Below are 24358 nucleotides of genomic sequence, written 5' to 3'. Positions count from 1 at the left end.
GGCGCGTCTAAGGAGGCGCAGGAAACTAGCCAAGGCACACACAGTACGGGTAAAAAGCGGGCGAATGTTAGCGTTTTCATGGAGATTCCCTCGTTTGCATTTTATCTCGCTTATGATCATATTCTAGTCCAACAGTTCCAGTGTGAAGGTGATATACCGCATGACTCCCGTGTTTTGGCGTTGTCCGCTATGTAATGAAGCGCTGACTTTGGTCGAGCGCACTTGGGTGTGTGCCAACCGCCACAGTTTCGATCGTGCGAAAGAAGGTTATGTGAACCTGTTGTTGGTTAACCGCAAGCATTCTGCTGATCCCGGCGACAACAAGGCGATGTTGGACAGCCGTCGCTATTTCTTGCAACAGGGGTTTTACGCGCCGTTGGCAATGGCATTGGGGGCGGCGATTCGTGAACATTTCCCTGATGCTGAGCAAGCGCTGACGCTGTTGGATGCCGGTTGTGGCGAAGGCTATTACCTTAATCAACTGGTGCAAATGCTCGGTGCTAATGTGCAAGGCTATGGCACGGATATTTCGCGGGCGGCAATGCGACTGGCGGCGAAACAGTACCCGGCGTTGTCGTTTGCGGTGGCTTCCAGCTTTGCTGTGCCGTTGCCGGATGCGTCGGTGGATGTGTTGGTGCGCGTGTTTGCGCCTGCCTCTGAATCCGAGATTGTGCGCGTGTTGAAACCGGGCGGGTTGTATTTGTGGGCATACCCTGCCGCCCAGCATTTGTTCGAGTTGCGCCAGTTGATTTATGACGCGCCGCAACCGCATACGGTGGAAGAGTTACCGCCGCTGGATGGGATGCAGGAATGCTCGCCACTAGCGGTGAGTTACCCCGTTACCTTGCCGGATCAGGCAAGTATTGCGGCATTGCTGCACATGACCCCGTATTACTGGTCAGCGAGTGCCGAAAAACAAGCCGATTGCCACCACTTGGCGTCATTGGATTTGACGGTGGATTTTGCAGTGCGGATGATGCGCAAAATGATTAATTGAAGGGATGTAGCCAATGACAGTGATTCACGAGGTGATCGACACCGTAAAACGCCGTAATCCACACGAGCCAGAATTCCATCAGGCGGTGCATGAAGTGCTGACGTCGCTGGAGCCGGTGCTGGATAAGCGCCCGGATTTGCGCGATGCAGGTATTTTGCAACGCATGGTCGAGCCGGAACGCCAAATTTTGTTCCGTGTGCCTTGGGTGGATGATGCGGGGCAGGTGCAGGTGAACCGTGGATTTCGCATTCAATTCAATAGCGCGATTGGTCCGTACAAAGGCGGCTTGCGCATTCACCCTAGCGTGAATGCCAGTATTTTGAAGTTTTTGGGCTTTGAGCAAGTGTTTAAAAATGCGCTGACCACTTTGCCAATGGGCGGGGGCAAAGGCGGCGCGGATTTTGACCCCAAAGGCAAATCGGATGCGGAAGTGATGCGTTTTTGCCAGTCGTTCATGACCGAATTGCAGCGGCATATTGGTGCGGATACCGATGTGCCTGCCGGTGATATTGGCGTGGGGGCGCGTGAAATCGGCTTTTTGTTTGGGCAATACCGCCGGATTCGCAATGAGTTTACCGGCGTATTAACCGGCAAAGGGGTGGGCTGGGGTGGCTCGCTGATTCGCCCGGAAGCCACGGGTTACGGGGTGGTGTATTTTGCCCAAGCCATGCTGCAAACCCGTCATGAGGCGCTAGAAGGCAAGGTGTGTACCGTTTCTGGTTCTGGCAATGTGGCGCAACACGCGGTAGCAAAGCTGCATGAACAAGGCGCGAAAGTGATCAGCTTGTCGGATTCGGATGGCACGATTTATGACCCAGCGGGCATTGATGTGGAAAAGCTGGCGTGGGTGATGGAACTCAAGAATGTACGGCGCGGGCGTATTAGCGAATACGCTGAGCAGTTTTCCGCTGAGTATTTGCCCGGTCAGCGCCCGTGGGGATTGCCGTGTGATTGCGCGTTCCCGTGCGCGACCCAGAATGAAATTACGTCAGCAGATGCACAAACCTTATTGGCAAATGGCTGCACGCTGGTGTGTGAAGGCGCGAATATGCCGAGTACTTTGGAGGCGATAGCACGCTTTCAGGCGGCACGGATTTTGTTTGCACCGAGTAAGGCGGCGAATGCGGGTGGGGTAGCAACGTCGGGGTTGGAGATGAGTCAAAATGCGCTGCGCATGAGTTGGACACGCGGTGAAGTGGATGCCAAATTGCATTCGATTATGTTGAACATTCACCAGCAATGCGTGGATACCGCAGCGGCTTACGGGCAGGCGGGTAATTACGTGGCAGGTGCAAATATTGCGGGTTTTGTGAAAGTAGCCGATGCGATGTTGGCGCAAGGCGTTATTTGATCAGGTTGCGCGGCAAACCTCGTCCTTCAGGGCGGGGAGGATAGCGCGGGTGGCGAAGCCGCCCTATGTTCGGAGTAATTAATGTGGTATTTGCTGCTGCTCGATGTACTGGCGAATGACTGAACTGTACCGCCCCTCCCATTCCGTTTGTCGGCTGAAACCCGCGTTTACGGTAGATTCAGGCACACGAAGTAGGGATTTTAGTCTACCCTTAGCACCATGCAACGACTACAAGCCTTCAAATACGAACTAAAGCCAGACGGTGGACAACAGCGCAATCTGCGCCGTTACGCGGGTTCGTGCCGCTTCGTCTACAACAAAGCATTAGCGTTGCAGCAAGCCAATCATGAAGCGGGTGAAAAGTTCATCGGTTATGTGGCAATGGCAAAACACCTAACGGCATGGCGCAATGGAGAAGAAACGCCGTGGCTGAAAGATGCCCCTGTCCATCCCTTGCAGCACGCGCTAAAGGACTTGGAAAAAGCCTACCAAAACTTCTTTGCTAAGCGTGCCGACCCTGCGGCTACGCTCAGGGCAGGTTTCCCCCGCTTCAAACGCAAAGGCGGCTGCGACAGTTTCCGCTATCCCGACTCCAAACAAATTAAGCTCGATCAGCGCAACAACCGCGTTTTCCTGCCAAAATTGGGTTGGATACGTTACCGCAACAGCCGCGATGTGTTGGGGGAATTGCGCAATGTTACGGTGTCCGGCAAAAACGGCAAGTGGTACATCAGTATCCAAACCCAGCGGGAAGTGGAGCAATCCATATCTGCCACCACCACGAGTATCGGTATCGACTTAGGCATAGCGCGTTTTGCCACGTTCTCGGATAGCAGCTACATCGCCCCGCTCAACAGCTTTAAAATCCAACAAGCCAAGCTCGCCAAATACCAACGGCGCATGGCGCATAAGCAGAAATTCAGTAACAACTGGAAAAAGGCGAAAGCCAAAGTTCAAAAACTCCACACACAAATCGCCAATACCCGCCGCGATTTCCTGCACAAAGCGACGACAACCATCAGCCAAAACCACGCGGTGGTGTTCGTCGAAGATTTGCAGGTAAGCAATATGAGCCTATCAGCGGCAGGCACAGCAGAAAATCCCGGCAAGAACGTGGCGGCAAAGTCTGGCTTAAACAAAGCCATTCTCGACCAAGGTTGGGGTGAATTTCGGCGGCAACTCGACTATAAAATGGCATGGAATGGCGGCATGTTGTTCGCCGTGCCTGCGCATTACACCAGTCAAGAATGCCCCGAATGTCATCACGTATCAGCGGATAACCGCCAAACACAAGCGAAGTTTGTGTGCGTGAAATGTCACTATGAAAATCATGCCGATCATGTCGGCGCGATCAATGTTGAAGAGCGGGGACACCGCTTGTTAGCCTGTGGAGATGCGGCATTAAGTCGCTCGATGAAGCAGGAACTCACCGAAGTAAGTCAGCTATCTAGCTGAATGCAGTAGGAATCCCCTTCCTTCAGGGAGGGGAGGATGTCAACATGCTCCAGAGTTCCATCCCGATCACGATGACCCACAACAGAATGGACACGCCAACCGCTGCGGCGGCGATGTCTTTGATCACTTTGATTTTTTCATTGTGGCGTTCTTCCACAAAGTCACAGAGTGCTTCAATCGCACTGTTGAACAGTTCCGCCATGAGTACCAAGGTGGTTGCCACCAATACCATCAGAAAATCCACCCAGCCTCGGAAGGCGAAGGCCACGATCAATATGATCACTGACAGCACGAGTTTGTAAGTGACACTAAAATCGTATTTGACCGCGTAACTCAGCCCGGATAACACGGTGCGGAATTTCCGCAAGGGGTGATAACCCGCATCCCCGGTACCGAGAAATTTATTCTTCATGCGTAAACCTTTGGCAAAAACACCACACGTAACAACACGGCACAGGCACTCCCTAGCAGTGCGCCGACCAGCACATCACTCGGCCAATGCACTTGCAAATACAGCCTAGACATCATCACCGCGATCACCACACCCGCGAGGACAATGCCCCCGCCGACCCGCAGCGCAGGCGGTAACAAAAACCACAGTGCCACAAAAAACGCGGCGGCTTGTGCCGAATGCGCACTGGGAAATGCTGAATCGACCGGGATCGCGGTCAAGGTTTCAAACAACGCCGGGCGTGGACGTTCAAACCACGCCTTGAGCGTAAAAGCTGCCGCACTTGCCAGCAGCAACGCGGCAGGCAAATACGTGCTGTGTAACGATAGCACGGGGGCATATCCCAAGCGCCATACCACCAAGATACCCAACGCACTCAGGGGTACTAACAACCACAGCGACCCTAACCAGGTAACGGATGCAAAAAAATGATCCAGATACGGGGTGCGCAAACCGTGGAAAATGCCCAAAATCTGGCTATCCAAGACGTTTAGCATGTCATTTTTCCTGCACCATGTCGCGGTAAGCGTGCCAACTCGCATGGGCAATCAAGGGCATTGTGTTGGACGGGGTAACTTTTGAATAATTGTTCGGCGTGAGGAGCACTGGAAACCCCAGCCGATTTACTTGCAATCTGTGCCATGGTAAACCTCCTTATAAGAACACTGTCGTTGTTAATACCCTAATGTTTTACTAGGGATTGGAATCAATGTAGTGTGAAAAATTCTCAACGACAACAAACCCTTATCAAAATACGGAAAATTTATGTCTAAAAAACGCGCTATTCCTGTCTTCGAGCACCCCATCATCGAAACCCATTGCCATCTGGATTATCTGGATGGCGATGCGCTGGATGCTGCCTTGCAAGCTGCTCGTGAGGTGAATGTTGAACGCATTATCACCATTGCGGTTTCCCCCGATAATCTGGAAAAGGTGATGGCACTGGCGCAGCGCTACCCGCAAGTGTGGGGGACGCAGGGCATTCACCCGCACGATGCCAACGATTACAGCGATGCAGTGGATGCGCAGATTCGCGCCAATGCCTTGCACGCGAAAATATTGGCGATTGGCGAGATTGGGCTGGATTACCACTACGATTATTCGGATCGCGCCAAACAGCGTGAGGCGTTTGAGCGGCAGTTACAGATGGCGATTGATCTGAGCTTGCCGATTGTGGTGCATACCCGCGAGGCGGATGAGGATATGGCGGCGATTTTGCGTAATTTCGTGGGGCAAATGCCGCAGCGCGGGGTGATTCATAGCTTCACGTCGGGGCAAGCGTTGGCGGAATATTGCCTTGGCGAAGGTTTCTGTTTGGGCTTTAACGGTATTAGCACGTTTAAAGCGGCGGAAAATGTGCGTGAGATCATCAGCATTACGCCTGTCGAACAGATTTTGTTTGAAACCGATGCGCCTTATTTAACACCGATTCCTTACCGTGGGCATAAAAATGAGCCGAAGTATTTGCCGTTTATTGCCGAACATGTGGCAGCGGTGAAAGGTGTGCCGTTGGAAACGTTGTTGCCGCAGGTGTGGAAGAACAGTGTGGAAGTGTTTTTTGGTGGGGTGTGATACACAGTTTACTGCGCCGATAGCCGTGATATAGATATCTTGGGTTTCCGCGCTCGTGTTGTTAAGCTGAACGAAAGAATCTAACCCAAAGCAGTACTACATGGATTACAAGCAAGAGTTCCGCGCAAAATTAGCCACGTTCGTTAGCAATATCCAGCAGTACGTCAGCACGGAAGATGGGCAGTGGACGGTCAAGGGATTTATCGACGTATTCCAGAATGTCTACACCATTTCATCCGACACCAAGATCGTTTCCAAGATATTGGAAATTCACTTGTTCCCGAAAATCCTCCAGTTTGCGCAGGACAACGGCTATCGCGTGGTGTTGGCTGATCATCAGAACTACTACCCGGATATTTCTTTCGTCAAAGCGGATGATGAAAGCGTCAAATTTGCTGTTGATTTCAAGACAACTTACCGCAATCCCAAAAAGCCGCATTTGTGCAACGGTTTCACATTGGGTTCGCACGGTACATATTTCGAGAACCGCCAAAGCACCAAAAATATCCAGTTTCCCTATGGCTCATACACGGGGCATTTCTGCCTTGGCATCATCTACGACAGGGCAGAAGGAGCAACGATAGACGAAACCCGTTCCCATCGGCTGGATGAATTGCAGTCCATTGCTTCGGTAGTCAAAAATTTCCAGTTTTTCGTGGTGGAAAAATGGCAAATCGCCAGTGACAAGGGCGGCAGCGGCAATACCGCCAACATCGGCAGCATCAACAATATCGACGACATTATTAACGGACGCGGCATGTTTTCCCGTTTGGGAGAAAGTTGGTTCGACGATTATTGGATGAATTTTTGCAAAATCATTGTGCAAGACGAGCAAGGTGTTACCAATAAAATTTCGACACTGAAAGCCTTTGTTGCCTATCGCGGTGGTGATGTTTCATTAGTGGTCGACAAACAGAATAACGGGGAATGATACCAATGAAAGTCAGCGTTCCCCCAATCAAATCTCAAGGCATTAAAACCAAACTTGTGCCGTGGATCAAAAACATTATTCCCGCTAATTTTGATGGGAGATGGGTTGAGCCATTCATGGGGACTGGCGTTGTGGCTTTTAACCTTGCCCCGCAACAGGCATTGCTGTGCGATACCAATCCGCATTTGGTTCACTTTTATTCCTGCCTTGCCAAAGGTGTGATTACGCCTGAAAGTGTCCGCGCTTATTTGAATAGAGAAGGGGCTTTACTGCTGGAAAAGGGTGAAGTGCATTACTACGAAATCCGTGAGCGATTTAATAAATACCATGCACCCTTGGATTTTTTGTTTCTGAACCGCGCCGGATTTAACGGCATGATTCGTTTCAATCGGAAGGGTGGATTTAATATCCCATTTTGTCGTAAACCGCAGCGGTTTGCTCAGGCTTATGTAACCAAAATCGTGAATCAGGTCGATGCCGTCGCAAAAATCCTGCACACCAAGCAGTTTGAGTTTAAATGTCAGGATTTTACCAAAACACTTCAGGAAATTTCGGCGGATGACATTGTGTATTGTGACCCGCCGTATATTGATCGCCATGTGGATTATTACAACGGTTGGGATGAGCTTCAGGAGCATCGTCTTCATGCTGCGCTGGAAAAGTTGGATTGCAAATTCATCCTTTCCACTTGGCATCACAATGATTTTCGGGAAAATACCTACATCAAGTCACTGTGGGGCAAGTTTAACGTGCTGACACGAGAGCATTTCTACCATGTTGGCGCGAGTGAAGATAACCGCAATCCGATGGTTGAGGCACTGGTGACAAACTTCGATCTGTCCGCTGATGAGAAAAAGGTAGAGGCATTCCAGCAATTTGCGTTGTTGGCTTAAACCTTGACGCTCTGCAACCACATCTCCAGCGCTGCCATGTGCCACAGCTTACTCCCCTGAATCCGAGTCAAATGCGCTTCCGGCTGGGCAATCACACTATCCGGCACTAGCCCCCCGCGCAATCTGTTTCAGCACATACTTGCCACCATCGCGTAGTTTCAATTCGGTGGGCATTTGCGCTGCCAGTTCCACCAGCTTGTGATCGAGGAACGGCACTCGTGCTTCCAAGCCCCACGCCATCGTCATATTGTTCATGCGCTTGAACGGATCATCGACGATGAAAGTAGTTACGTCGGCACACAACACGCATCCAGCGCTTCTTCCGCATCCGCTGATTCCGGCAATTTGCGTACCAATTCGCCTGTGTAATCAAGGGGCTAGAGCGGGGTTTGCAGCATTCCGCCATCTCGCGGTGTCACGGTCAAAATAATACGGTGCGAAGATGCCTGTACCTCCTTGTTGGTATGGGGTGGGCTACGGATACATTGAGGGTAACACACCAACCATAGAATTTGCGATCTATCGGGACTTGACAGTTAGTCATTAATGTATATTATTGGTTATAATTCGATCATCTAGGTGGGTTTCTCCACCATTGAAGAAAGAGTTAGGGCTTTATTTTATAACCGAGGTACATCCATGAGCAATATTAATATTTATTTGCGCGATAATTTAAGTTTAGTTTCTAAAAAGAATATTTCTGTAGCACCAAATATTGACGAAAAGAAGCTTAATAACGCCATTAAGTCATTTGGCTATCAAGGAAGTCCTAGTAATATCGTGGCATTGTTTGATACTACCTTGTTTGGCAGTGGTAAAGATGGTTTATTATTTACGGGTGAGCAAGTTATTTATAGAGCCGCTTTTTCAGAGCCAGTCAGTGTTTTTTATGAATCTATTGTCAATGCAGTATATGTAGAAAATTTGGTTGGTGATAAAAAAGATAAACTAGAAGTCTCCATAGAAATTGCCAGAGTAGATAAAAATAATTTGATTTTAAAAAATTTATTGGATTGTGATTATAAAAAGCTTGCAGATATTTTACAAAGTGTTGCTTGTGAATTTGATGATTACAAAGAAGAAAAACAGCTTATTTCAATTGATGAGATGAGTGAGTCATTGAAGATATCATATGTTAAATCAATTATTAATATGGCATATGATAATGATGGCATTATTGATGAAAAAGAGTTTGCCGAAATATTATTATTGATGACTCGACTTGATCTGAGTGCAGATTCTAGATTTGATTTACGTGCTTATATGGCTTCACCAGAAAATATTGTTTCTCTTGAAGTATTGGTTGCTGAAATCAATGCGGAATGTCCAGAGGGGCAAATTAAATCGTTGCATATTTCTTTGGTAAAGGATTTTATTAATTTATATTTTTGTACAGGTGACTCATCTATTGATGAGTTCAGTTATTTGCAAAAGAATCGATACATTTTACAGGTAACTGATGGTGATGTTGAACTTGCTGTAATGGCAATTACAAATGATCATAATAGACATTATCTATAAAAAAACTGAAATATATAGATAATAATTATAAATGGCAAAATGCACATCCAGAGCGTAAATTCCTAACAGTAATAACAGCCTAGAGTAGGGACTAACGGCATGGCGGAGTACAGCTTTAACGCATTGAAATCCAATGAAAAGGCATTTGTTGCCATGACCAGTCTCAACGTCAAGGAGTTTTTGGGTTTGCTCGAACTGTTCAGCGCAGCTTACCAAACTGACCTACACGCACGGGGCAAACGTGTTGATGAGACGCGGGGTCGTTCTGATGGGAAACTGGCATTAATAGAAGACAAACTGTTTTTCATTCTGTTTTACCTGAAGACCTATCCTTTACAAGAAGTGCTGGCGCATTCATTTGATCTTCCCCAAAGTGTGGCAAACCACTGGATACACCGCTTATGCCCGGTATTACAAAGTGCATTGGATAAGATGGGACATAAGCCCATTCGACTATGCTCAGAATTAATGGGACGGCTAGCAGAAGAAGGGCAACAGGAATTGGTTATTGACGGAACAGAGCGGAGAATCCAGCGCCCCGTGGATAATGATGTCCAGCGTGAATACTATAGTGGTAAAAAAAATCCCATACGGTTAAAAACAATGTCATCGTTGGCTGTGCTGACAGACATATCAAATACTTAGGGAATACCCACTCAGGCAAGAAGCATGACAAGAAAATTGCCGATGAGGAGCAGACCCGATTACCGGAGGGTTCTGTGATTTTACGTGATTTAGGCTTCAAGGGGGCTGACATGGGAAAAGGTGTCACCGTCATTGAGCCAAAAAAGAAGCCACGGAATAAATGCCTGACCCCGCAAGAAAAAGAAGAAAACCGTCAAATTTCTGCCCGCAGGGTAGTCGTTGAACATATCATCAGTGGTATTAAACGCTGCCGATGCCTGAAAGATGTGTACCGTAATTTAAAAGATGACTTTGATGACCAGATTATGGAAATTGCTTGCGGACTACACAACCTGAGAAACTCCATGAGAAATCCCATCTATTGAAAGTTTTAAAAACTTTTAGATAAAAATTATTTATAGATAATGTCTAATATGTTAAAAGACGATTTTACTGATGATCAGGTCGTTACCGCATTGAAGGTTTTAACGGCAAAAGCTGCTGCTGTTGGTACACCTCTCGCAGCAGTTTATCTATCTGGTTCAGTTGTTGGTATGTCGGCTGCTGGTCTAACTTCAGGTCTTGCTACTTTGGGTATGGGTGGGGTTTTAGGTTTATCTAGTATGGCTACAGGAATTGGTGTCGCCGTATTAATTGGTGTCGGTACTTATGCGGGAGTTCGTAAGCTTACAGGCGCTAATGAGTTAACACGCTCTAAGCGACGTGAACTTATGTTGAATGAAGTAATCAAACAGACTCAGAATACAATTTCATTACTTATTCAGGATGTGAATTTCATTACTCTGAAGATTAATGAATATATGCTAACTCATACGACACAAGATGCCCAAATCAAAAAACTTATGAGCCTGATGACCCAAATGACCGGAGCGGGTGCAGTCTTAACTAATAAATCCAGTTTGGCTCAGAGTAATGCTACGAAGTTACGTTGTGCTCAGTATTTAGATGAAAATAAACTAAAAATATTGACCCGTGAACCAACCAAGATGGAACTTTTTGATTATATTCATGGTTTTTACGAAGAAAGAGTATTTACTAGTGACAAAGATGGAGTGTCTCAGGAAATAATCAAGTTGGTAGTGAAAAAAGGATTCTCAACGAATGAATTGGAAAATTTGGCAAAAGCATTTGAAGCGATCGGTTATTTTAATGTCAGTGATGTTCTGAAAAGTAATGTGACTGACGCAGCTACTAAAGCTAAAGATAAGCTTGCTGGATTCTTTTCATGAGCAAAGACAAGTTTAAAGATCAGGCGATTAGCTTAGTTGTGCAAAAGCATCAACTTAATACGGCTCAATCTCAGATTACATCTTTAGATAGTATGCTTGAGAAAATTAGTGCGGAGAAACTTCATAATCAAGAATTTTTGGATAATCTTCTGATGGAGGCTGGTTCATTCCTGGAAGATAGTGAAGTTTTTTTTGAAGTTGATGAAGATGATGCAATTTCTAATTGAAAAGACTCTTCATGTCAACGCAAGTGAAGTTCATATTAATTACCAAGAAATTAAGACTATTGATTATATTGAAATTAATGAAAGTACTCAGTGGGATGAGTATCTTGATAGTGTTGAAACCTATGTACAATCTAACCAAGTCAATGTTGGAGTTGATCCATTTGAAGCATTGATGAGTGTAAGCCAGCGTATTGCACTTGAGAAACGTATTAAAGAAGATTTTTCTTTGAAAAACGCTCAATGTGATAAGTATGATTATATGATTGCAGGTACGTGTGGTGTTATTGGTGGCTTAATTGATGTGTTTTTTGTTGGTTTGCCAGGGCAAGGTGAACTGACAAAGCTTACTGATTCTTTTACAGATAATGCCGTTCAGAGGTTTGCTAAATTTAATGGCTGGAATGGTGCTAAAGAAGGGAAAGATCCGACTGCCAGTGCAATTGGTTTTCTAGAGAAAAACTTTAAAGTTAATTATGATCATCGACATGGTGGTGACGTTGATAGGCTTTTTAATATGAGCACCAAAAATCATCATATTAAAAATCTTGCTCATTCTCCAGACTTGGTTGGTCTTTTCTTTTCGATTTTGGATCAGTTCAATAGTACGGCACATTTTGTTGATAATGGACGTATAATTAGCGTCGATACCAAGACGTTTGAATTAAAAGGAACAAATTTTGTTTCTAAGTTTTTTTCTGGTTTTGTTAATTGGTTTGGACATCTTTTTTCAGATGTTGCAGGTTCGAGTGGAGCTGCTGGACGAGGCTCAGGTATTCCTATCCCTTTCTATTCTTTATTGCAATTTGTAAATGTAGGTGAGTTTGGTCAACATAAACAAACTTTTGCAAAGATTTCAGTTCAGGTGTTTGAACAGGGATATGATTTCAGACATGGGATGGCACTTGCTATACCTGTGTTGGTGAGTGAACTACTAACTCGAATTACGTGGGTAATTAAACAGCGGTTCTATCATAAGCAATTGTGGACTGAGTGTATTCCATCAGCGAATAACCCGGAGTTACGCAGAATGTTGTTGGTGGCTCATGGTTCATTATGTCTGATCGATACCACAGATGCAGCTTTGCGTTCAAATGGGAATATGATTCAATTTATGTTGAGAAGTAATCTTATTGCTTGGACTCGTTTCAGTATGCTCGCACTAAAAGAACTTAAAGCTTTTTATCGAGAAGGAAGCATGGATGTTGATTCAGTAGATGATTATTTGGATGCAGAATATAGACGTTTATTGTGATTTTAATTTTAGACAGAAAGAATGCTTATGAATAATTCAGTTGCAAAAGATTTGACAAGAAGTTTGAAAATGGATGGTATTAATCTTGGTGGTGATATTGGTGAGGCTTTTATTGATACTGTGATGAGTGAAGGGGTTTTAAAAGAAGTGCCAATCGTCAAATCACTAATGGCTGTTTATAGTGCGGGAGTTTCTATACAAAAGCGCAGATATATAAAAAATCTGCTTATATTTTTAAGAGAATGTGAAAGTTTCGATCTTCAGAGAAGAAATGAGGCACTAGAGCAATATTTATCTACTGAGGAAAAACGTGAACAGTTTGGTGAAACTATGCTCTTGTTAATAGAGAGGGCAGATGAAAACAGTAAGCCTGAGTTATATGCCAAACTCATTGAACTTTGGATTAGAGGTGAGTGTGATTATGCTGATGCAATTAGATGTTGTAAGATTGTAGATAAAAGTTTTTATGAAGATTTGATGGATTTATCTACTTTTAGTCACTTTGACTCTGATCGTGGATATGTGGTTGATGAGTTGTACAAAAATGGACTTTTAGCTTTTGATGGTATTGATGGTGGTCAGCAGGGAAATAGGTATACTAGCCACCAAAGTTTGAAATATAAGAAAACTAAGTATGGGGAGATAATAAAAAAAGCAATGCAAATATTAAATAATGCTAATTAGCTAGGAGAGAGAAAGAATCTGCGCAACTGTAAGCTTTAAAAATTAGTATTTTGTGTTACACAGATTATTCTAAGTGTCTGAGCATGATTTTTTTGTTTTTTTTAAGTGGCTATCGAATTTCTGATTTAAAAATTTTTGCACAAGAACTTCGCATTAGTTTTTATTCATTTGCAACCACATCTCCAACGCCGCCATGTGCCACAGCTTACTCCCCTGAATCCGTGTCAAATGCGCTTCAGGGGAAGCCAGTACCTTATCGATGTAGCCACGCTGGAACAACCCGCGTTCCCGACACGCTTGCGAATCCAGTAAATCGCGCATCATTTCCAGAAACTCACCGCGCACGAATTTGAGCGCAGGCACGGGAAATACCCCTTGGGGCGGTCAATCACGCTATCCGGCACTAGCCCACGCGCAATCTGTTTCAGCACATACTTGCCGCCGTCGCGCAACTTCAATTCGGTCGGCATTTGCGCCGCCAGTTCCACCAATTCGTGATCGAGGAATGGCACACGCGCTTCCAGCCCCCATGCCATCGTCATATTGTCCACGCGCTTGACCGGATCATCGACGATGAAGGTGGTCACGTCAGCGCGTAATACCGCATCTAGCGTTTCTTCCGCATCCGGTGATTCCAGCAATTCGCGCACTAATTCGCCGGTGTAATCGCGGGTTTGGAACGGGGTTTGCAGCATCTCCGCCATCTCGCTGTGGTCGCGGTCGAAGTAATACGGCGCGAGGCGTTGCAGCCTATCGGGGTTTTTGTCGGCGTGCGCTTGCGGATACCAGAAATAGCCGCCGAAGACTTCATCCGCGCCTTGCCCCGATTGCACCACTTTCACATGCTTGGACACCTGTTCCGAGAGCAGGTAAAAGCCAATCGCATCCTGCCCAAACATCGGTTCTGCCATGTTCGCCACCGCTTCGGGCAGGCGTGACAGGGTGTGTTCGTTGGGGATGTGGAATTTGTGGTGTTTGGGGTTGAAGCGTTCCACCACCGCGTCGGAATATTCGTATTCGCTGCCTTTTTCCTCTGGCTGGTCGTCGAAACCGATGGTGAAAGTGCGGATGTCCCTGATACCGATTTCGGCGAGTAACCCGACCAACAGGCTCGAATCCAAGCCGCCGGAAAGCAATACGCCCACCGGAACGTCGGCGATATTGTTACGGCGGCGCACGGCGGTTTTCAGCGATTCGTGTACCGCGTCAATCCATTCCTGTTCGGAACGCGGCTCGCTTGGGCGACGTGCCACCAGATTCCAGTAGCGTTTCAGCTCTTGCCGCCCGTCAGCGTGGATGGTCAGTGAATGCGCGGGTTGCAGCTTGCGGATGCCGTTCAGCACGGTGCGTGGTGCAGGCACCACCGCGTGCAGCGAAAACAGGTTGTGGATTGCCAGCGGATCGAGGCTGGTATCAATCCCCGGCGTGGTCAGCAAGGCTTGCGTGTTGGAGGCAAAGCGGAAACTTTTACTGTCAGCAGCGTAGTACAGCGGCTTGATGCCCATGCGGTCACGCGCCACGAACAGCGTTTTCTTGCGCATATCCCAGATGGCGAAGGCGAACATGCCGAGCAAGTGCTTGGGTGCGTCTTCGCCCCATTCCGCGTAGGCTTTGAGGATGACTTCGGTATCGCCTTCGGAGAAAAAGTGATGCCCGCGAGCCTTCAATTCTGCCCGCAATTCGGGGTGGTTGTAGATCGTGCCGTTGAACACCAGTGCCAAGCCGGATTCGATGTCGACCATTGGCTGGCTGGATTTGTACGACAGGTCGATGATGGCAAGGCGGCGATGCCCAAACATCAAGCCGCCGTCGGAAAAGCTGCCCGCGTGGTCGGGACCGCGTTTTTCCAGCTTCGCCATCATGCTGTTGAGGTATTTCAATTCGGGGAGTTGCCCGTCGAGGCGTAGTTCACCGCAAATGCCGCACATAGTGGGATTCCTAGTTCAATTGTTTAAATGCTTTTGTAATTCTTCCTGTAACTTTTGCATCAGCATTTCCTCCACAGTTTGTGGGGGGAGCTGTTGCTGCGGGGGCAGTTGCTGCGGCAATTCTTGCGGCACTGGTGCTGCTTGCCCGCTAACACCACGAATGTTGAAGGTGTGGGTAAGCACTTCTCCCGCTGGTACCGTTAAGGATTTGTAGCCCTGAAACCCTTGGTAATCAAAGCTGACCACGAATTCTTGCGCGGGCAGGCTGAGTTCGGTCAGCGACACATTGTTAACTCGTTCAACCACGGAGCCATCCAAACGCGCAATGGTGAAATTGACGGGTATCGGTGTACCGTCATCAGCGGATAACGCAACAACGCGGAGTCTGCCTTGCGCGGCAGAGGGTGCAGGCGTTGGTGCTGGTCTGACGGGTTCAGGTTGGCGGGGTGGCGCTGCAATCGGGGCGGGTGCGGCAGCGACTAGCGTGGGCAGTGGGAAGATTTCATTCACCACCGCGCCATCCGGGACGCTGATCGTGCGTGACAGGCTGGCGTAACCTTCGGCGCGTACCGTGATTTTGTATTTGCCGGGTTTGAGCGTGAACGCGGCTTTGTTGGTGTAGGTGGCGGTATCCAGATTTACGCCATTGGCTTGCTGCACGTAAACATTGGCTTTGATGGGTTTGCCGGTTTCGGTTTGCGCCACAATTTCCAGCGTGCCGGTTTTGCCGACAACGGGAGCTGGCGGTGGTGTGGCGGGCTTTGGTGCTTCTGTCGGTTCCGCGACCACTGGGGCGGTATCGGTGTCTGGCTCATCCGCAAGCGGTTCAGCGGGTTTGGGTGGAGTGCGTGTTGGCGGCGGCTTGGGTGCTTCAACGGTATCGGTATCATCCGGTTCGCCAACCAATTCTACGGTATTGTCTTCGGCTTCTGCTGGGGCGGGTTTATCGTTCAAGGGGCGGGTGAAAATGGCGCTGTCACCGATGGCGTCGGGTGAGGGTAGGTTGGCATTTGGCATGACCAGCGGTTGTTCCCAGCCGGAAGCGCTGGGTGGAGCTTCTGCCGAATTGGGGGCAAACAGGCTTTTGATGCCAATCAGGGCGAAGATGACCAGCACCGCGCCGATGATCCATTTGGTGATTCCGCTCATGTCGAATTCTCGTTAGTCGTATAATAGGGGAAGGATAGCAGAAAGTTTCTGCTTGCCCATTCCATTGATCGGGCGAAAGGTATTTTACCGCCGCTGGGTTTCCGTGTTACACCTGCTTTTTTGACTGACGGATTGTTATTTTGTTACAAGCCAGCCACTTGCATTATGCCTACCCCGAAGCCGGTCGCGAACACACGGTGCTGCGCGATGTCAGCCTGAGCTTGCAAGCGGGCGAACACGTTGCGCTGGTGGGCAGCAGCGGTTCGGGCAAGTCTACGCTGTTGAACCTGTTGGGGGGAATTGATGTTCCCGCCAGCGGGGATATTCAGCTCGCGGGTAAGCCGTTTTCGCGCTTGCGTGAGCCGGAATTGACGCTGTTTCGCCGCCAACACATTGGGTTCATTTACCAGCAGTTCAATCTGATTCCCACCCTGACGGTGGCGGAAAATATTCTGTTGCCGCTGATGTTACTGGGGGTTGCAGCGGCAGAACAGCAACGCCGTTTGCAACATTGGTTAGAAGCGGTGCAATTGCCGACCCGTGGCGCAGCCTTTCCCGACCAATTGTCCGGTGGCGAACAGCAGCGCGTGGCGATTGCGCGTGCCTTGATTCACCAACCGGCGTTGGTGTTGGCGGATGAACCCACCGGCAATCTGGATGCGAAAACTGGCGGCTTGGTGTTGGATTTGCTGTTTTCATTGGCGGATGCGGCGCAACAAACGTTGTTGGTGGTGACACACAGCCGCACGGTGGCGGAGCGGGCTGGGCGTATTTTGGTGATGGCAGATGGTGGCATTAACGAGGGTATTTATGGCGAAATCATTACAACATTCGATTAATTCGCACCGTGCCTTGCTCACGGATTTACTAGGCAACGCGCTCAGCGAGTACGCAGGCAGAATTTTGCCGCACATGGATGAAACCGAGCGGCTGGATGAATGTATGCGGCGGGTATTCAGCGCACTGGATTACTGCAAATACGTGTACGTGCTGGATGCGCACGGGGTGCAACTCAGTTCCACCGTCAACCGTTACGGCGCAGACCCGGAGGCGCGGGGGCGTGACCGCGCCGAACGCCCGTACATGCAGCATATGCACGATGCCAGCATCGACTTTAATTTGTCGGAAGCTTACATCAGCCGCAATAAAAAGCGCCCGTCGATTACTGCTGTGCAGCGTATTCGCAATGCAGCAGGGGAGTCGGTTGGGTTTTTGGGGGTGGATTACGACTTGCGCGAATTGCCGCATTCGGACGTGATTTACGAAGAGCCGAGTCAGTGGCGGCAAATCAAGGGCGACCCGGCAATCCGCAGCGGTTTGTTTGCGCAACAGCGGGTGGAAAGCGTGATGGATCGGCACATTGATGTGGTGCTGTCGGTGCATGAGGCGCTGATTTTGGATCAGGGCGTACACCATTTTCAGGTGCATTTTTCCAGCAGCCGTACCACGATTTGGCATCGGGATGACCCGTTTGTGTACCGCATTCTGACCAATGAGGAATTGATTGACCCGAATGTGTGTTTGGCGTACCCGCGTCGCCCGTATTTTGAGCGGGCAATTGTGCCGCCGGAAATGGTCGGCAAGATTTTGAAGCAATTTAAAGCCTTGCGGTTTGCGGATGAAACCATTTATTTGCGTTCGGCGTCGCTGAATATTGTGAATGGCACGGTGGGGCTGAATTTTTCGTGTGATGGGACGCATTATTTGGGTTACGACCAGTTTTTGGCGCAGGGGCTGGATTTCTGGTTTGGGGCGGATGAGTTTCCGCAAGCGGTTGTCCCGGCTGAGCCGTTGGATAAGCCACGTTTGGATGCGGTGGTGGAGGAGATTGCCGGTACGGGCTGCATTCAAGTGAATAAGTTATTGTATGCCATGGAAAAAGGTGATACGCCAGACAGTGTGGCGAGTTTTTCAACGGGCGAACGCGATTACCTTTACCGCGAACTGAGGGCGGTGATGGATGTGTACGAGGGCGGTGTATGCGGGTTGTAAGGTGAGCAATACCTTGCTGGCGCGTGCCAGTTGGCGCTTTTTCACGCGACATCCCTGGCAGTTGTGGCTGACGCTGTTGAGCATTGCGCTGGGGACGGCGGTGATTATTGCGGTGGATTTGGCGAATCAGAGCGCGGGGCAATCGTTTCGTGCGTCGGTAAATGTGCTGTCGGGGACGATGACGCATGAAATCACCGCCGTGCGCGGCAATGTTCCTGATGAATTTTACCGGCAGTTGCGGGTGGAGTGGGGGTATCGGGAATCTGCGCCCGTGGTGGAAAAGATGCTGGTGCGCGACGGTGTGCAATATACGCTGCTGGGGATTGATCCGTTTGCCGCGCCGTTGCAGCAGGCTGCGGGGGTGGATATTGATGCTGATGAGGTACGGCGCTTGCTGACTGAGCCGGGGGCGCGGGTGCAAGTCAGTGATGAGTTGTGGGTGGCGGATATTGCGACGGTGCAGGGCGACTCGTCCGGTCTTACCAAAATCCAACTCAAGTTAACCGATGCGCAAGCGGCTGCATTGCAAGCGCGGTTGCCGCCTGCGCTCAAGCTCGAATCGTTCGCATCCCGCCAACAAGTGTTCACCCAGATGACGCAAGCGTTTAGCACCAATTTGCTGGCAATGAGTTTGTTGGCGATGTTGGTGGGGGCGTTTCTGGTTTACAACACCATGACGTTTTCGGTGTTGCAGCGGCGGCAAGCGTTTGCGATTGGGCGCATGGTGGGGGTAACGGGTGGGCAGTTATTCCGCCATTTGTTGTTGGAAGCCTTGGTGTTGGGGGTGGTCGGCAGCGTGCTGGGGGTATTTCTCGGCGTGTTGTTGGGGCAGGGGTTGCTGGTGTTGGTGACGCAAACGATCAGCGATTTGTACGTGAGTGTGCGGGCGACGGATTTGTTGTTGACTCCGGTGGTGTTGTTGAAGGGCGTGGGGATTACGTTGTTGGCGGTGTTGGTGGCGACGTTAGCGCCTGCGTGGGAAGCGGCGCAGGTGTCGCCGGTGCAAGTGCAGCGGCAATCGACGTTGGAACAGGGCAATCAGCGCAGAGGGGCTGGTTTGGCGGTGGCTGGTGTGGTGCTGATGTTGGCGAGTGCGGGGTTGATTGGGTATTCCGGTAAGCAGTTGGTGACGGGGTTTTTCGGGCTGTTTTTGCTGATTGTGGGGTATAGCTTGTGCGTGCCGCTGGTATTGCGCTTTGCCTTGCACGGTTTGCAACGGTTGCGGTTGAGTTTATTGCCGCGCATGGCGATACGTGGGGTGCAGGCGAGTTTGAGTCGTACCAGCTTGGCGATTATTGCGCTGACCGTGGCGGTGTCGGCAACGGTGGGCGTGAGCATTATGATCGGCTCGTTTCGGGCGAGTGTGGCGGAATGGCTGGAAATGACGCTTGCCAGCGATTTGTATGTGTCAGCAACGTCGCAGGAAGCGTCGCGGGTGGATGGTTCATTGCATCCCGATTGGTTGCGGCGGGTGCAAGGATTGGCGGGTGTGGCGGCGGTGAGTACGGGGCGCACGGCGCGGTTGACGGTGGAGGATTTCCCGCTGCCTGCGTTGGTGTTGCTGCCGAGTAGTCATAGCGGGCGCGGGTTTGCGTTTTTGGAGGGGGATGCAGCGGCGATTTGGCAGCGGTTTCTGGCGGGCGAAGGGCTGCTGGTGTCTGAGCCGTTTGCGTATCATCGGGGCAAGCGGCGCGGTGATACAGTGCAGGTGACGACGGAATTGGCGGGCAAGGTGAATGTGCCAGTGTTGGGGGTGTTTCGCGATTACAGTGCAACGCAGGGCATGGTGGTATTGCCGAGTGACTTGTACGAACGTTATTGGACGGATCGGGGGATTTCGTCGATTGGGATACAAGCAGCAGCGGGGGCGGATGTGGCGGGGCTGAAGCGGCAGTTACAAATCTGGGCGGGTGAATTGCAGCAGGCGGGGCAGCCGTTGGTGGTGCGTTCTAATCGGGATATTCGCGAATTTTCGTTGCAGGTGTTTGATCGGACGTTTGCGATTACCAATGTGTTGCGGCTGCTGGTGATTATTGTGGCGTTCGTGGGCGTGTTCAGTGCGTTGATGGCGTTGTTTTTGGAAAAGGGGCGTGAGTTTGCGATTTTGCGGGCGACGGGGTTTACACCGCAGCAATTGCAGCGGCTGGTGTTGGGGCAGGCGGCGTTGATTGGGTTGCTGGCGGGTTTATTGTCGTTGCCGTTGGGGTGGTTGCTGTCGGTGGTGTTGATCGAGATTATTAACCAGCGTTCGTTTGGGTGGACGATGCAAACGCATGTGTTCGCGTTGGTGCCGTTGCAAGCGGTTGCGTTGGCGTTGGTGGCGGCGTTGCTGGCAAGTCTTTATCCGGTGCGGCGCATGGGGCGAGCCTCGGTGCGGGAGGGATTGGATGCACGGTAAAGGGTGGTTGATTTTGTTGTTGGTGGTGTTGATGGGGTGTAGCAAAGCGCCAGAGCCGGATGTGTTTGATTTGAATGCGGCATTGGGTGGGGTGGCGGATGCGCGGTTTAGCCGTGCGCTTGCGCCACGCGCCTTTCAGTTTCCGCAAGATCACGCGGCGCATCCCGATTTCCGTAACGAATGGTGGTATGTGACGGGGAATGTGCAAACCGATGACGGGCGGCAATTTGGCTATCAGGTGACGTGGTTTCGGATTGCGTTAACCCCGGATAAGCCCGTGACTGCTTCGCCGTGGGCAAGCAATCAGGTGTGGATGGCGCATGTGGCGTTGACCGATGTGCAAGCGGGTGAGCATTTACATGATCAGCGCTTTGCACGCGGGGCTGCGGGATTGGCGGGGCAATCCGTGCAACCTTTCCGGGTGTGGTTGGAAGATTGGCAGATGGTGGGCGATGGGGCGGGGGAATTTCCGTGGGCGATTGCGGTGAAGGCGCAAGATTTCACGCTGAATTTGCAATTGCGTCCGCAAAAGCCGCCGGTGTTGCAAGGTGATCAGGGGTTGAGCCAGAAAAGCAGTGAGGCGGGCAATGCCTCGTATTATTACTCGCTGACGCGCTTGCAGACTTTGGGGGAAATTTACCGCGATGGGCAGCGTTTTACCGTGACGGGCGAATCGTGGCTGGATCGGGAGTGGAGTACCAGCGCGTTGGGGGCGGATCAGGCGGGGTGGGATTGGTTTTCGCTGCAACTGCGCGATGGGCATGAGCTGATGTTTTACCGTTTGCGCAAAAAGTCGAGGGAAACGGATGCGCATAGTGCGGGGAAGTGGGTGTTGCCGGAGGGTACGGCGCAAACGCTTACCAGTTATGATGTAATGCTGAAACCGTTGCGTTACTGGCAATCGGCAAGCGGGGCGCGGTATCCGGTGGCGTGGGAAATGCGTTTGCCCAAGCAGCAGCGGCATTGGCGGATTGAGGCAGTGGTGGATGATCAGTTGATGGAGACGGGGATTACGTATTGGGAAGGCGCGGTGCGGGTAGTAGATGTGGCGAGTGGCGAGGTGCTGGGGCGGGGGTATTTGGAGATGTCGGGGTATCAATGACACGACGATGACAATCCACTCAGTGAACACGGGCTTATTGCGCCGCACGCCCAAAATGCCCTATCTTACGCCCTGCACATAAATCCTAACCATTAGAGGAGTAACGACACATGGCTCATACCCTGCCAGAACTGCCTTTCGCGAAAGACGCACTTGTTCCACACATGTCGGCTGAAACGCTGGAATTCCACCACGACAAGCACCATAACGCTTACGTGACCAACCTGAACAACCTGATTCCTGGCACTCAGTTTGAAAGCATGAGCTTGGAAGACATCGTGAAATCCGCACCGGCTGGCGGCGTTTACAACAACGCAGCACAAGTTTGGAATCACACCTTCTTCTGGAACTGCCTGTCTCCAAACGGTGGCGGCGCACCGACTGGCGCATTGGCTGCTGCCATTGATGCGAAATGGGGTTCTTTCGACGCATTCAAAACCGCATTCACCGCTTCTGCTGTAGGTAACTTCGGTTCTGCATGGACTTGGTTGGTGAAAAAAGCTGACGGTTCTGTCGACATCGTAAACATGGGCGCGGCTGGCACGCCATTAACCACAGGCGACACTGCCCTGCTGTGCGTAGACGTGTGGGAACATGCGTACTACATCGACTACCGCAACCTGCGCCCTAAATTCGTTGAGACATTCCTCAACAATCTGGCGAACTGGGATTTTGCGGCGAAGAATTTCGCGTAAGCGTTAATCTCGCCTACTCAATACCAACAAAAAAGCCGCACTTGTTGCGGCTTTTTTGTGTTTGGGGCGCGTTATTGCAATTCTTGACGAATGCCCGCTGCCACTGTCGCGGGGGTCATGTCATGCGAGAGGATGGTCACAAACTTACCGGCTTTGCTGATCAAATAGGTGTTTGAGGTGTGATCCACCAAATACCCCATCGCCGAGTTGCTGGACACTTTGGCGTAAAATGCGCCGTATTGCTTTGCCGCTTGCTGCACTTCCGCTGCCGTGCCAGTGATGCCGATGAGGTTGGGGTGAAAGTGTTTTGCGTAGTTCATTAGGGTATCGCCCCCATCGCGCTCAGGGTCAACACTGATGAAGATGGGTTGGACTTGCGCCAATTCTTCTGCCGTTAAGGTTTTCAGCCCAGTGCTGATGATCGCTAAACTGGTGGGGCAAATGTCGGGGCATGTGCTGTAACCGAAATACAGCACCACCACTTTGTCTTGAAAATCGCTTAATTTAACGGGTTTGTCCTGTTGGGTGAGGGTGAAATCACCGCCAAATTTGCCCGCTATTACCGGAACACGGGTGCTGTCGCTTGACGTTGCGGTGGGGGAGGCGTTGGTGGACAGTAAGTATTGCGCAGCAATAATACCGACGACGAAGGCGAGGGCGGCAACGAGCAGGGGTGTCTTTTTCAAGCGGTTATCTCCGAACTTTTGTTCGTTTGAGCATAGCATTGTGTGGGGTGATTAAGCTTGTATTTTTAATGACTTACGCTTTGTCAGGTATTTAAGTGATTCAGGGTAAATTGATCTATAGGTGCGAAGGAGGTGTGTGTTACCCATATCCAGAGGAGGAAGTGTTATGACATCCCTAATAAGTGACCAAGTAGTGACCGATGAACCCATTCCCGCCGTGCGGCGTTTAGACAGCAGTGCGCCGCTGCGTTGGCTCAGCAAGGGCTGGGACGATCTGAAAGTTAGACCCGTTGCCAGCATTACTTACGGCTTAGTGTTTGTTATCGCAGGGATTTTAATGATCGGGTTTGGCCCTGCTAATCCGTTATTTGCGTTGCTGTTGATTTCCAGCTTTATGTTGATCGGCCCGCTGGCGGCGGTGGGTTTGTATGACATGAGTCAGCGGATTGAGGAAGGGCATACGCCGTCGTTGTTACATGCGTTGTCGAATGCGCGGGTGAGTACCGGCAAGCTGATTGCGTTTGGCCTGATTCTGGGAGCGGTGATGCTCGCTTGGCTAGTAGTGACCATAGGGGTTATTAACCTGTTTTTCGGGGAAAGCCCCTTGGTGACGGGGAGTTTGTCGGTGTTGTTGAATGGGCGTGAGTCCTTGCCGTTTTTCGCGGTCTTTATGTTGGGCGGTTTGATCATGGGGCTGTTGGCATCGGCGGTGGCGATTGTGTCGATTCCGTTGGCAAGCCATCGGGTGGCGGATACGCTGACGGCTGGGGTGATTTTGTTGGTGGTGCTGGTGGTGTGGGCGCGGTTGATTGCGATGCTGTTTGGCTTGGTGTTTGATCATTCGGGTTTGGTGAGCGGTGGCTGGGAAACCTTGGTGGGCGACGCGAATTTCTTGCCATTCATTGCGACGTTTGTGGTGTGTGGCGCTGCGTTGGCGGTGGTGGCGTTTGGGGTTAGTGTGGTGACAGTGCCCTTACTGGCGCATCGGCAAGTGGGAGTGATGACGGCGATTGTTACCAGCATCCGGGCGGTTTACAAAAATCCGGTGGTTATGATGCGCTGGGCGGCAACCATTGCGGTGGTAATTCTGGTGGGCATGGCTACGTTTTTCATTGGCTTGGCGGTAACATTGCCGTTGATCGGTCACGCCAGTTGGCACGCTTACCGCGAGACGGTAGGTCAATAATCGTAAGCAAAGGA

Annotated in this window: 23 protein-coding genes and 2 pseudogenes; 19 read left to right on the top strand and 6 right to left on the bottom strand. The window is 50.3% G+C overall.

The window, feature by feature from the left end; all coding sequences use genetic code 11:
* Positions 1–160 precede the first annotated feature (160 nt).
* The 3 genes from L3K52_00285 (at position 161) to L3K52_00275 (ending at position 3803) form a co-directional block, all read left to right on the top strand.
* Positions 161–997, top strand: a complete 837-nt coding sequence (locus L3K52_00285) for a methyltransferase domain-containing protein (GenBank protein UOG92188.1) — start codon at positions 161–163, stop codon at positions 995–997.
* A 13-nt stretch (positions 998–1010) separates the two neighbouring features.
* Positions 1011–2348: an NADP-specific glutamate dehydrogenase gene (gdhA, locus tag L3K52_00280; GenBank protein UOG92187.1), complete on the top strand. Its 1338-nt coding sequence runs from the start codon at positions 1011–1013 to the stop codon at positions 2346–2348.
* A gap of 219 nt (positions 2349–2567) precedes the next feature.
* On the top strand, positions 2568–3803 hold the full coding sequence (locus L3K52_00275) for a transposase (protein ID UOG92186.1): 1236 nt from the start codon (positions 2568–2570) through the stop codon (positions 3801–3803).
* Between the two features lie 22 nt (positions 3804–3825).
* Here L3K52_00275 and L3K52_00270 read toward each other — a convergent pair whose 3' ends face one another.
* Entirely contained in the window at positions 3826–4215 is a 390-nt protein-coding gene (locus tag L3K52_00270; protein ID UOG92185.1) for a diacylglycerol kinase, read from the bottom strand.
* Positions 4212–4751: a phosphatase PAP2 family protein gene (locus L3K52_00265; GenBank protein ID UOG92184.1), complete on the bottom strand. Its 540-nt coding sequence runs from the start codon at positions 4749–4751 to the stop codon at positions 4212–4214. The genes L3K52_00270 and L3K52_00265 overlap by 4 nt, the downstream gene beginning before the upstream one ends.
* 268 nt (positions 4752–5019) lie before the next feature.
* Between L3K52_00265 and L3K52_00260 the strand changes: the two genes are divergently transcribed.
* The 3 genes from L3K52_00260 (at position 5020) to L3K52_00250 (ending at position 7650) form a co-directional block, all read left to right on the top strand.
* Positions 5020–5826, top strand: coding sequence for a TatD family hydrolase (locus L3K52_00260; protein ID UOG92183.1), 807 nt, complete (start codon positions 5020–5022; stop codon positions 5824–5826).
* Positions 5827–5926: 100 nt separating this feature from the next.
* Positions 5927–6757, top strand: a complete 831-nt coding sequence (locus L3K52_00255) for an EcoRV family type II restriction endonuclease (GenBank protein ID UOG92182.1) — start codon at positions 5927–5929, stop codon at positions 6755–6757.
* A 5-nt stretch (positions 6758–6762) separates the two neighbouring features.
* On the top strand, positions 6763–7650 hold the full coding sequence (locus tag L3K52_00250; GenBank protein UOG92181.1) for a Dam family site-specific DNA-(adenine-N6)-methyltransferase: 888 nt from the start codon (positions 6763–6765) through the stop codon (positions 7648–7650).
* Here L3K52_00250 and L3K52_00245 read toward each other — a convergent pair.
* A pseudogene (locus L3K52_00245) lies at positions 7647–7956 on the bottom strand (asparagine synthase-related protein). The gene L3K52_00250 and the pseudogene L3K52_00245 overlap by 4 nt on opposite strands.
* A 333-nt stretch (positions 7957–8289) precedes the next feature.
* Between L3K52_00245 and L3K52_00240 the strand changes: the two are divergent.
* The 7 genes from L3K52_00240 to L3K52_00210 all read left to right on the top strand — a co-directional run bounded on the left by L3K52_00240 (position 8290) and on the right by L3K52_00210 (position 13208).
* Positions 8290–9171, top strand: a complete 882-nt coding sequence (locus L3K52_00240) for a hypothetical protein (GenBank protein ID UOG92180.1) — start codon at positions 8290–8292, stop codon at positions 9169–9171.
* A 99-nt stretch (positions 9172–9270) separates the two neighbouring features.
* Positions 9271–9816 (top strand): transposase, encoded by a 546-nt coding sequence (locus L3K52_00235; protein UOG92179.1) that lies wholly within the window; start codon positions 9271–9273, stop codon positions 9814–9816.
* The gene (locus L3K52_00230; protein UOG94039.1) at positions 9804–10181 is read left to right on the top strand and encodes a transposase family protein; all 378 of its coding nucleotides are present in this window, start codon (positions 9804–9806) and stop codon (positions 10179–10181) included. Before L3K52_00235 ends, L3K52_00230 begins: the two co-directional genes overlap by 13 nt.
* Before the next feature lie 48 nt (positions 10182–10229).
* Positions 10230–11045, top strand: coding sequence for a hypothetical protein (locus L3K52_00225; GenBank protein ID UOG92178.1), 816 nt, complete (start codon positions 10230–10232; stop codon positions 11043–11045).
* Positions 11042–11272: a hypothetical protein gene (locus tag L3K52_00220; GenBank protein UOG92177.1), complete on the top strand. Its 231-nt coding sequence runs from the start codon at positions 11042–11044 to the stop codon at positions 11270–11272. The genes L3K52_00225 and L3K52_00220 overlap by 4 nt, the downstream gene beginning before the upstream one ends.
* Positions 11253–12524 (top strand): hypothetical protein, encoded by a 1272-nt coding sequence (locus L3K52_00215; protein UOG92176.1) that lies wholly within the window; start codon positions 11253–11255, stop codon positions 12522–12524. Before L3K52_00220 ends, L3K52_00215 begins: the two co-directional genes overlap by 20 nt.
* A gap of 27 nt (positions 12525–12551) precedes the next feature.
* Complete coding sequence (locus tag L3K52_00210) at positions 12552–13208, top strand: hypothetical protein (GenBank protein UOG92175.1); 657 nt, start codon at positions 12552–12554, stop codon at positions 13206–13208.
* Positions 13209–13361: 153 nt separating this feature from the next.
* Here the strand turns inward: L3K52_00210 and L3K52_00205 are convergent.
* Both L3K52_00205 and L3K52_00200 read right to left on the bottom strand, forming a co-directional pair.
* Positions 13362–15136, bottom strand: a pseudogene (locus L3K52_00205) (N-acetylglutaminylglutamine amidotransferase).
* A 15-nt stretch (positions 15137–15151) separates the two neighbouring features.
* The gene (locus L3K52_00200; protein UOG92174.1) at positions 15152–16285 is read right to left on the bottom strand and encodes a PEGA domain-containing protein; all 1134 of its coding nucleotides are present in this window, start codon (positions 16283–16285) and stop codon (positions 15152–15154) included.
* 140 nt (positions 16286–16425) lie between these two features.
* Between L3K52_00200 and L3K52_00195 the strand changes: the two genes are divergently transcribed.
* From L3K52_00195 to L3K52_00175, 5 genes are all read left to right on the top strand, one after another.
* Complete coding sequence (locus tag L3K52_00195; protein UOG92173.1) at positions 16426–17124, top strand: ABC transporter ATP-binding protein; 699 nt, start codon at positions 16426–16428, stop codon at positions 17122–17124.
* Complete coding sequence (locus L3K52_00190) at positions 17096–18277, top strand: hypothetical protein (protein UOG92172.1); 1182 nt, start codon at positions 17096–17098, stop codon at positions 18275–18277. The genes L3K52_00195 and L3K52_00190 overlap by 29 nt, the downstream gene beginning before the upstream one ends.
* Positions 18246–20675 carry an FtsX-like permease family protein gene (locus L3K52_00185; GenBank protein UOG92171.1) on the top strand — a complete coding sequence of 810 codons (2430 nt, stop codon included), beginning with the start codon at positions 18246–18248 and terminating at the stop codon, positions 20673–20675. The genes L3K52_00190 and L3K52_00185 overlap by 32 nt, the downstream gene beginning before the upstream one ends.
* Positions 20665–21777, top strand: coding sequence for a carotenoid 1,2-hydratase (locus L3K52_00180; protein ID UOG92170.1), 1113 nt, complete (start codon positions 20665–20667; stop codon positions 21775–21777). The genes L3K52_00185 and L3K52_00180 overlap by 11 nt, the downstream gene beginning before the upstream one ends.
* A gap of 110 nt (positions 21778–21887) precedes the next feature.
* A complete protein-coding gene (locus tag L3K52_00175) occupies positions 21888–22472 on the top strand; it encodes a superoxide dismutase [Fe] (protein UOG92169.1) in 585 nt (194 codons plus the stop codon).
* A 71-nt stretch (positions 22473–22543) separates the two neighbouring features.
* On the opposite strand, the gene L3K52_00170 is transcribed toward L3K52_00175, so the two are convergent.
* Positions 22544–23158, bottom strand: coding sequence for an SCO family protein (locus tag L3K52_00170; GenBank protein UOG92168.1), 615 nt, complete (start codon positions 23156–23158; stop codon positions 22544–22546).
* Positions 23159–23324: 166 nt separating this feature from the next.
* Here L3K52_00170 and L3K52_00165 point away from each other — a divergent pair, with 166 nt between their 5' ends.
* Positions 23325–24344, top strand: a complete 1020-nt coding sequence (locus tag L3K52_00165; protein ID UOG92167.1) for a DUF2189 domain-containing protein — start codon at positions 23325–23327, stop codon at positions 24342–24344.
* Positions 24345–24358: the final 14 nt, after the last annotated feature.

The organism is Candidatus Thiothrix sulfatifontis, from assembly GCA_022828425.1.
GTDB classification, from domain to species: Bacteria; Pseudomonadota; Gammaproteobacteria; order Thiotrichales; family Thiotrichaceae; genus Thiothrix; species Thiothrix sulfatifontis.
This window is presented reverse-complemented; position numbering and strand designations above follow the sequence as displayed.

Bases quoted from the DNA above. Each gene is read 5' to 3' on its own strand.
- L3K52_00285 (UOG92188.1), top strand. From the start codon at position 161: ATGACTCCCGTGTTTTGGCGTTGTCCGCTATGTAATGAAGCGCTGACT.
- gdhA (UOG92187.1), top strand. From the start codon at position 1,011: ATGACAGTGATTCACGAGGTGATCGACACCGTAAAACGCCGTAATCCA.
- L3K52_00275 (UOG92186.1), top strand. From the start codon at position 2,568: ATGCAACGACTACAAGCCTTCAAATACGAACTAAAGCCAGACGGTGGA.
- L3K52_00270 (UOG92185.1), bottom strand. From the start codon at position 4,215: ATGAAGAATAAATTTCTCGGTACCGGGGATGCGGGTTATCACCCCTTG.
- L3K52_00265 (UOG92184.1), bottom strand. From the start codon at position 4,751: ATGCTAAACGTCTTGGATAGCCAGATTTTGGGCATTTTCCACGGTTTG.
- L3K52_00260 (UOG92183.1), top strand. From the start codon at position 5,020: ATGTCTAAAAAACGCGCTATTCCTGTCTTCGAGCACCCCATCATCGAA.
- L3K52_00255 (UOG92182.1), top strand. From the start codon at position 5,927: ATGGATTACAAGCAAGAGTTCCGCGCAAAATTAGCCACGTTCGTTAGC.
- L3K52_00250 (UOG92181.1), top strand. From the start codon at position 6,763: ATGAAAGTCAGCGTTCCCCCAATCAAATCTCAAGGCATTAAAACCAAA.
- L3K52_00240 (UOG92180.1), top strand. From the start codon at position 8,290: ATGAGCAATATTAATATTTATTTGCGCGATAATTTAAGTTTAGTTTCT.
- L3K52_00235 (UOG92179.1), top strand. From the start codon at position 9,271: ATGGCGGAGTACAGCTTTAACGCATTGAAATCCAATGAAAAGGCATTT.
- L3K52_00225 (UOG92178.1), top strand. From the start codon at position 10,230: ATGTTAAAAGACGATTTTACTGATGATCAGGTCGTTACCGCATTGAAG.
- L3K52_00220 (UOG92177.1), top strand. From the start codon at position 11,042: ATGAGCAAAGACAAGTTTAAAGATCAGGCGATTAGCTTAGTTGTGCAA.
- L3K52_00215 (UOG92176.1), top strand. From the start codon at position 11,253: ATGATGCAATTTCTAATTGAAAAGACTCTTCATGTCAACGCAAGTGAA.
- L3K52_00210 (UOG92175.1), top strand. From the start codon at position 12,552: ATGAATAATTCAGTTGCAAAAGATTTGACAAGAAGTTTGAAAATGGAT.
- L3K52_00200 (UOG92174.1), bottom strand. From the start codon at position 16,285: ATGAGCGGAATCACCAAATGGATCATCGGCGCGGTGCTGGTCATCTTC.
- L3K52_00190 (UOG92172.1), top strand. From the start codon at position 17,096: ATGGCGAAATCATTACAACATTCGATTAATTCGCACCGTGCCTTGCTC.
- L3K52_00185 (UOG92171.1), top strand. From the start codon at position 18,246: ATGTGTACGAGGGCGGTGTATGCGGGTTGTAAGGTGAGCAATACCTTG.
- L3K52_00180 (UOG92170.1), top strand. From the start codon at position 20,665: ATGCACGGTAAAGGGTGGTTGATTTTGTTGTTGGTGGTGTTGATGGGG.
- L3K52_00175 (UOG92169.1), top strand. From the start codon at position 21,888: ATGGCTCATACCCTGCCAGAACTGCCTTTCGCGAAAGACGCACTTGTT.
- L3K52_00165 (UOG92167.1), top strand. From the start codon at position 23,325: ATGACATCCCTAATAAGTGACCAAGTAGTGACCGATGAACCCATTCCC.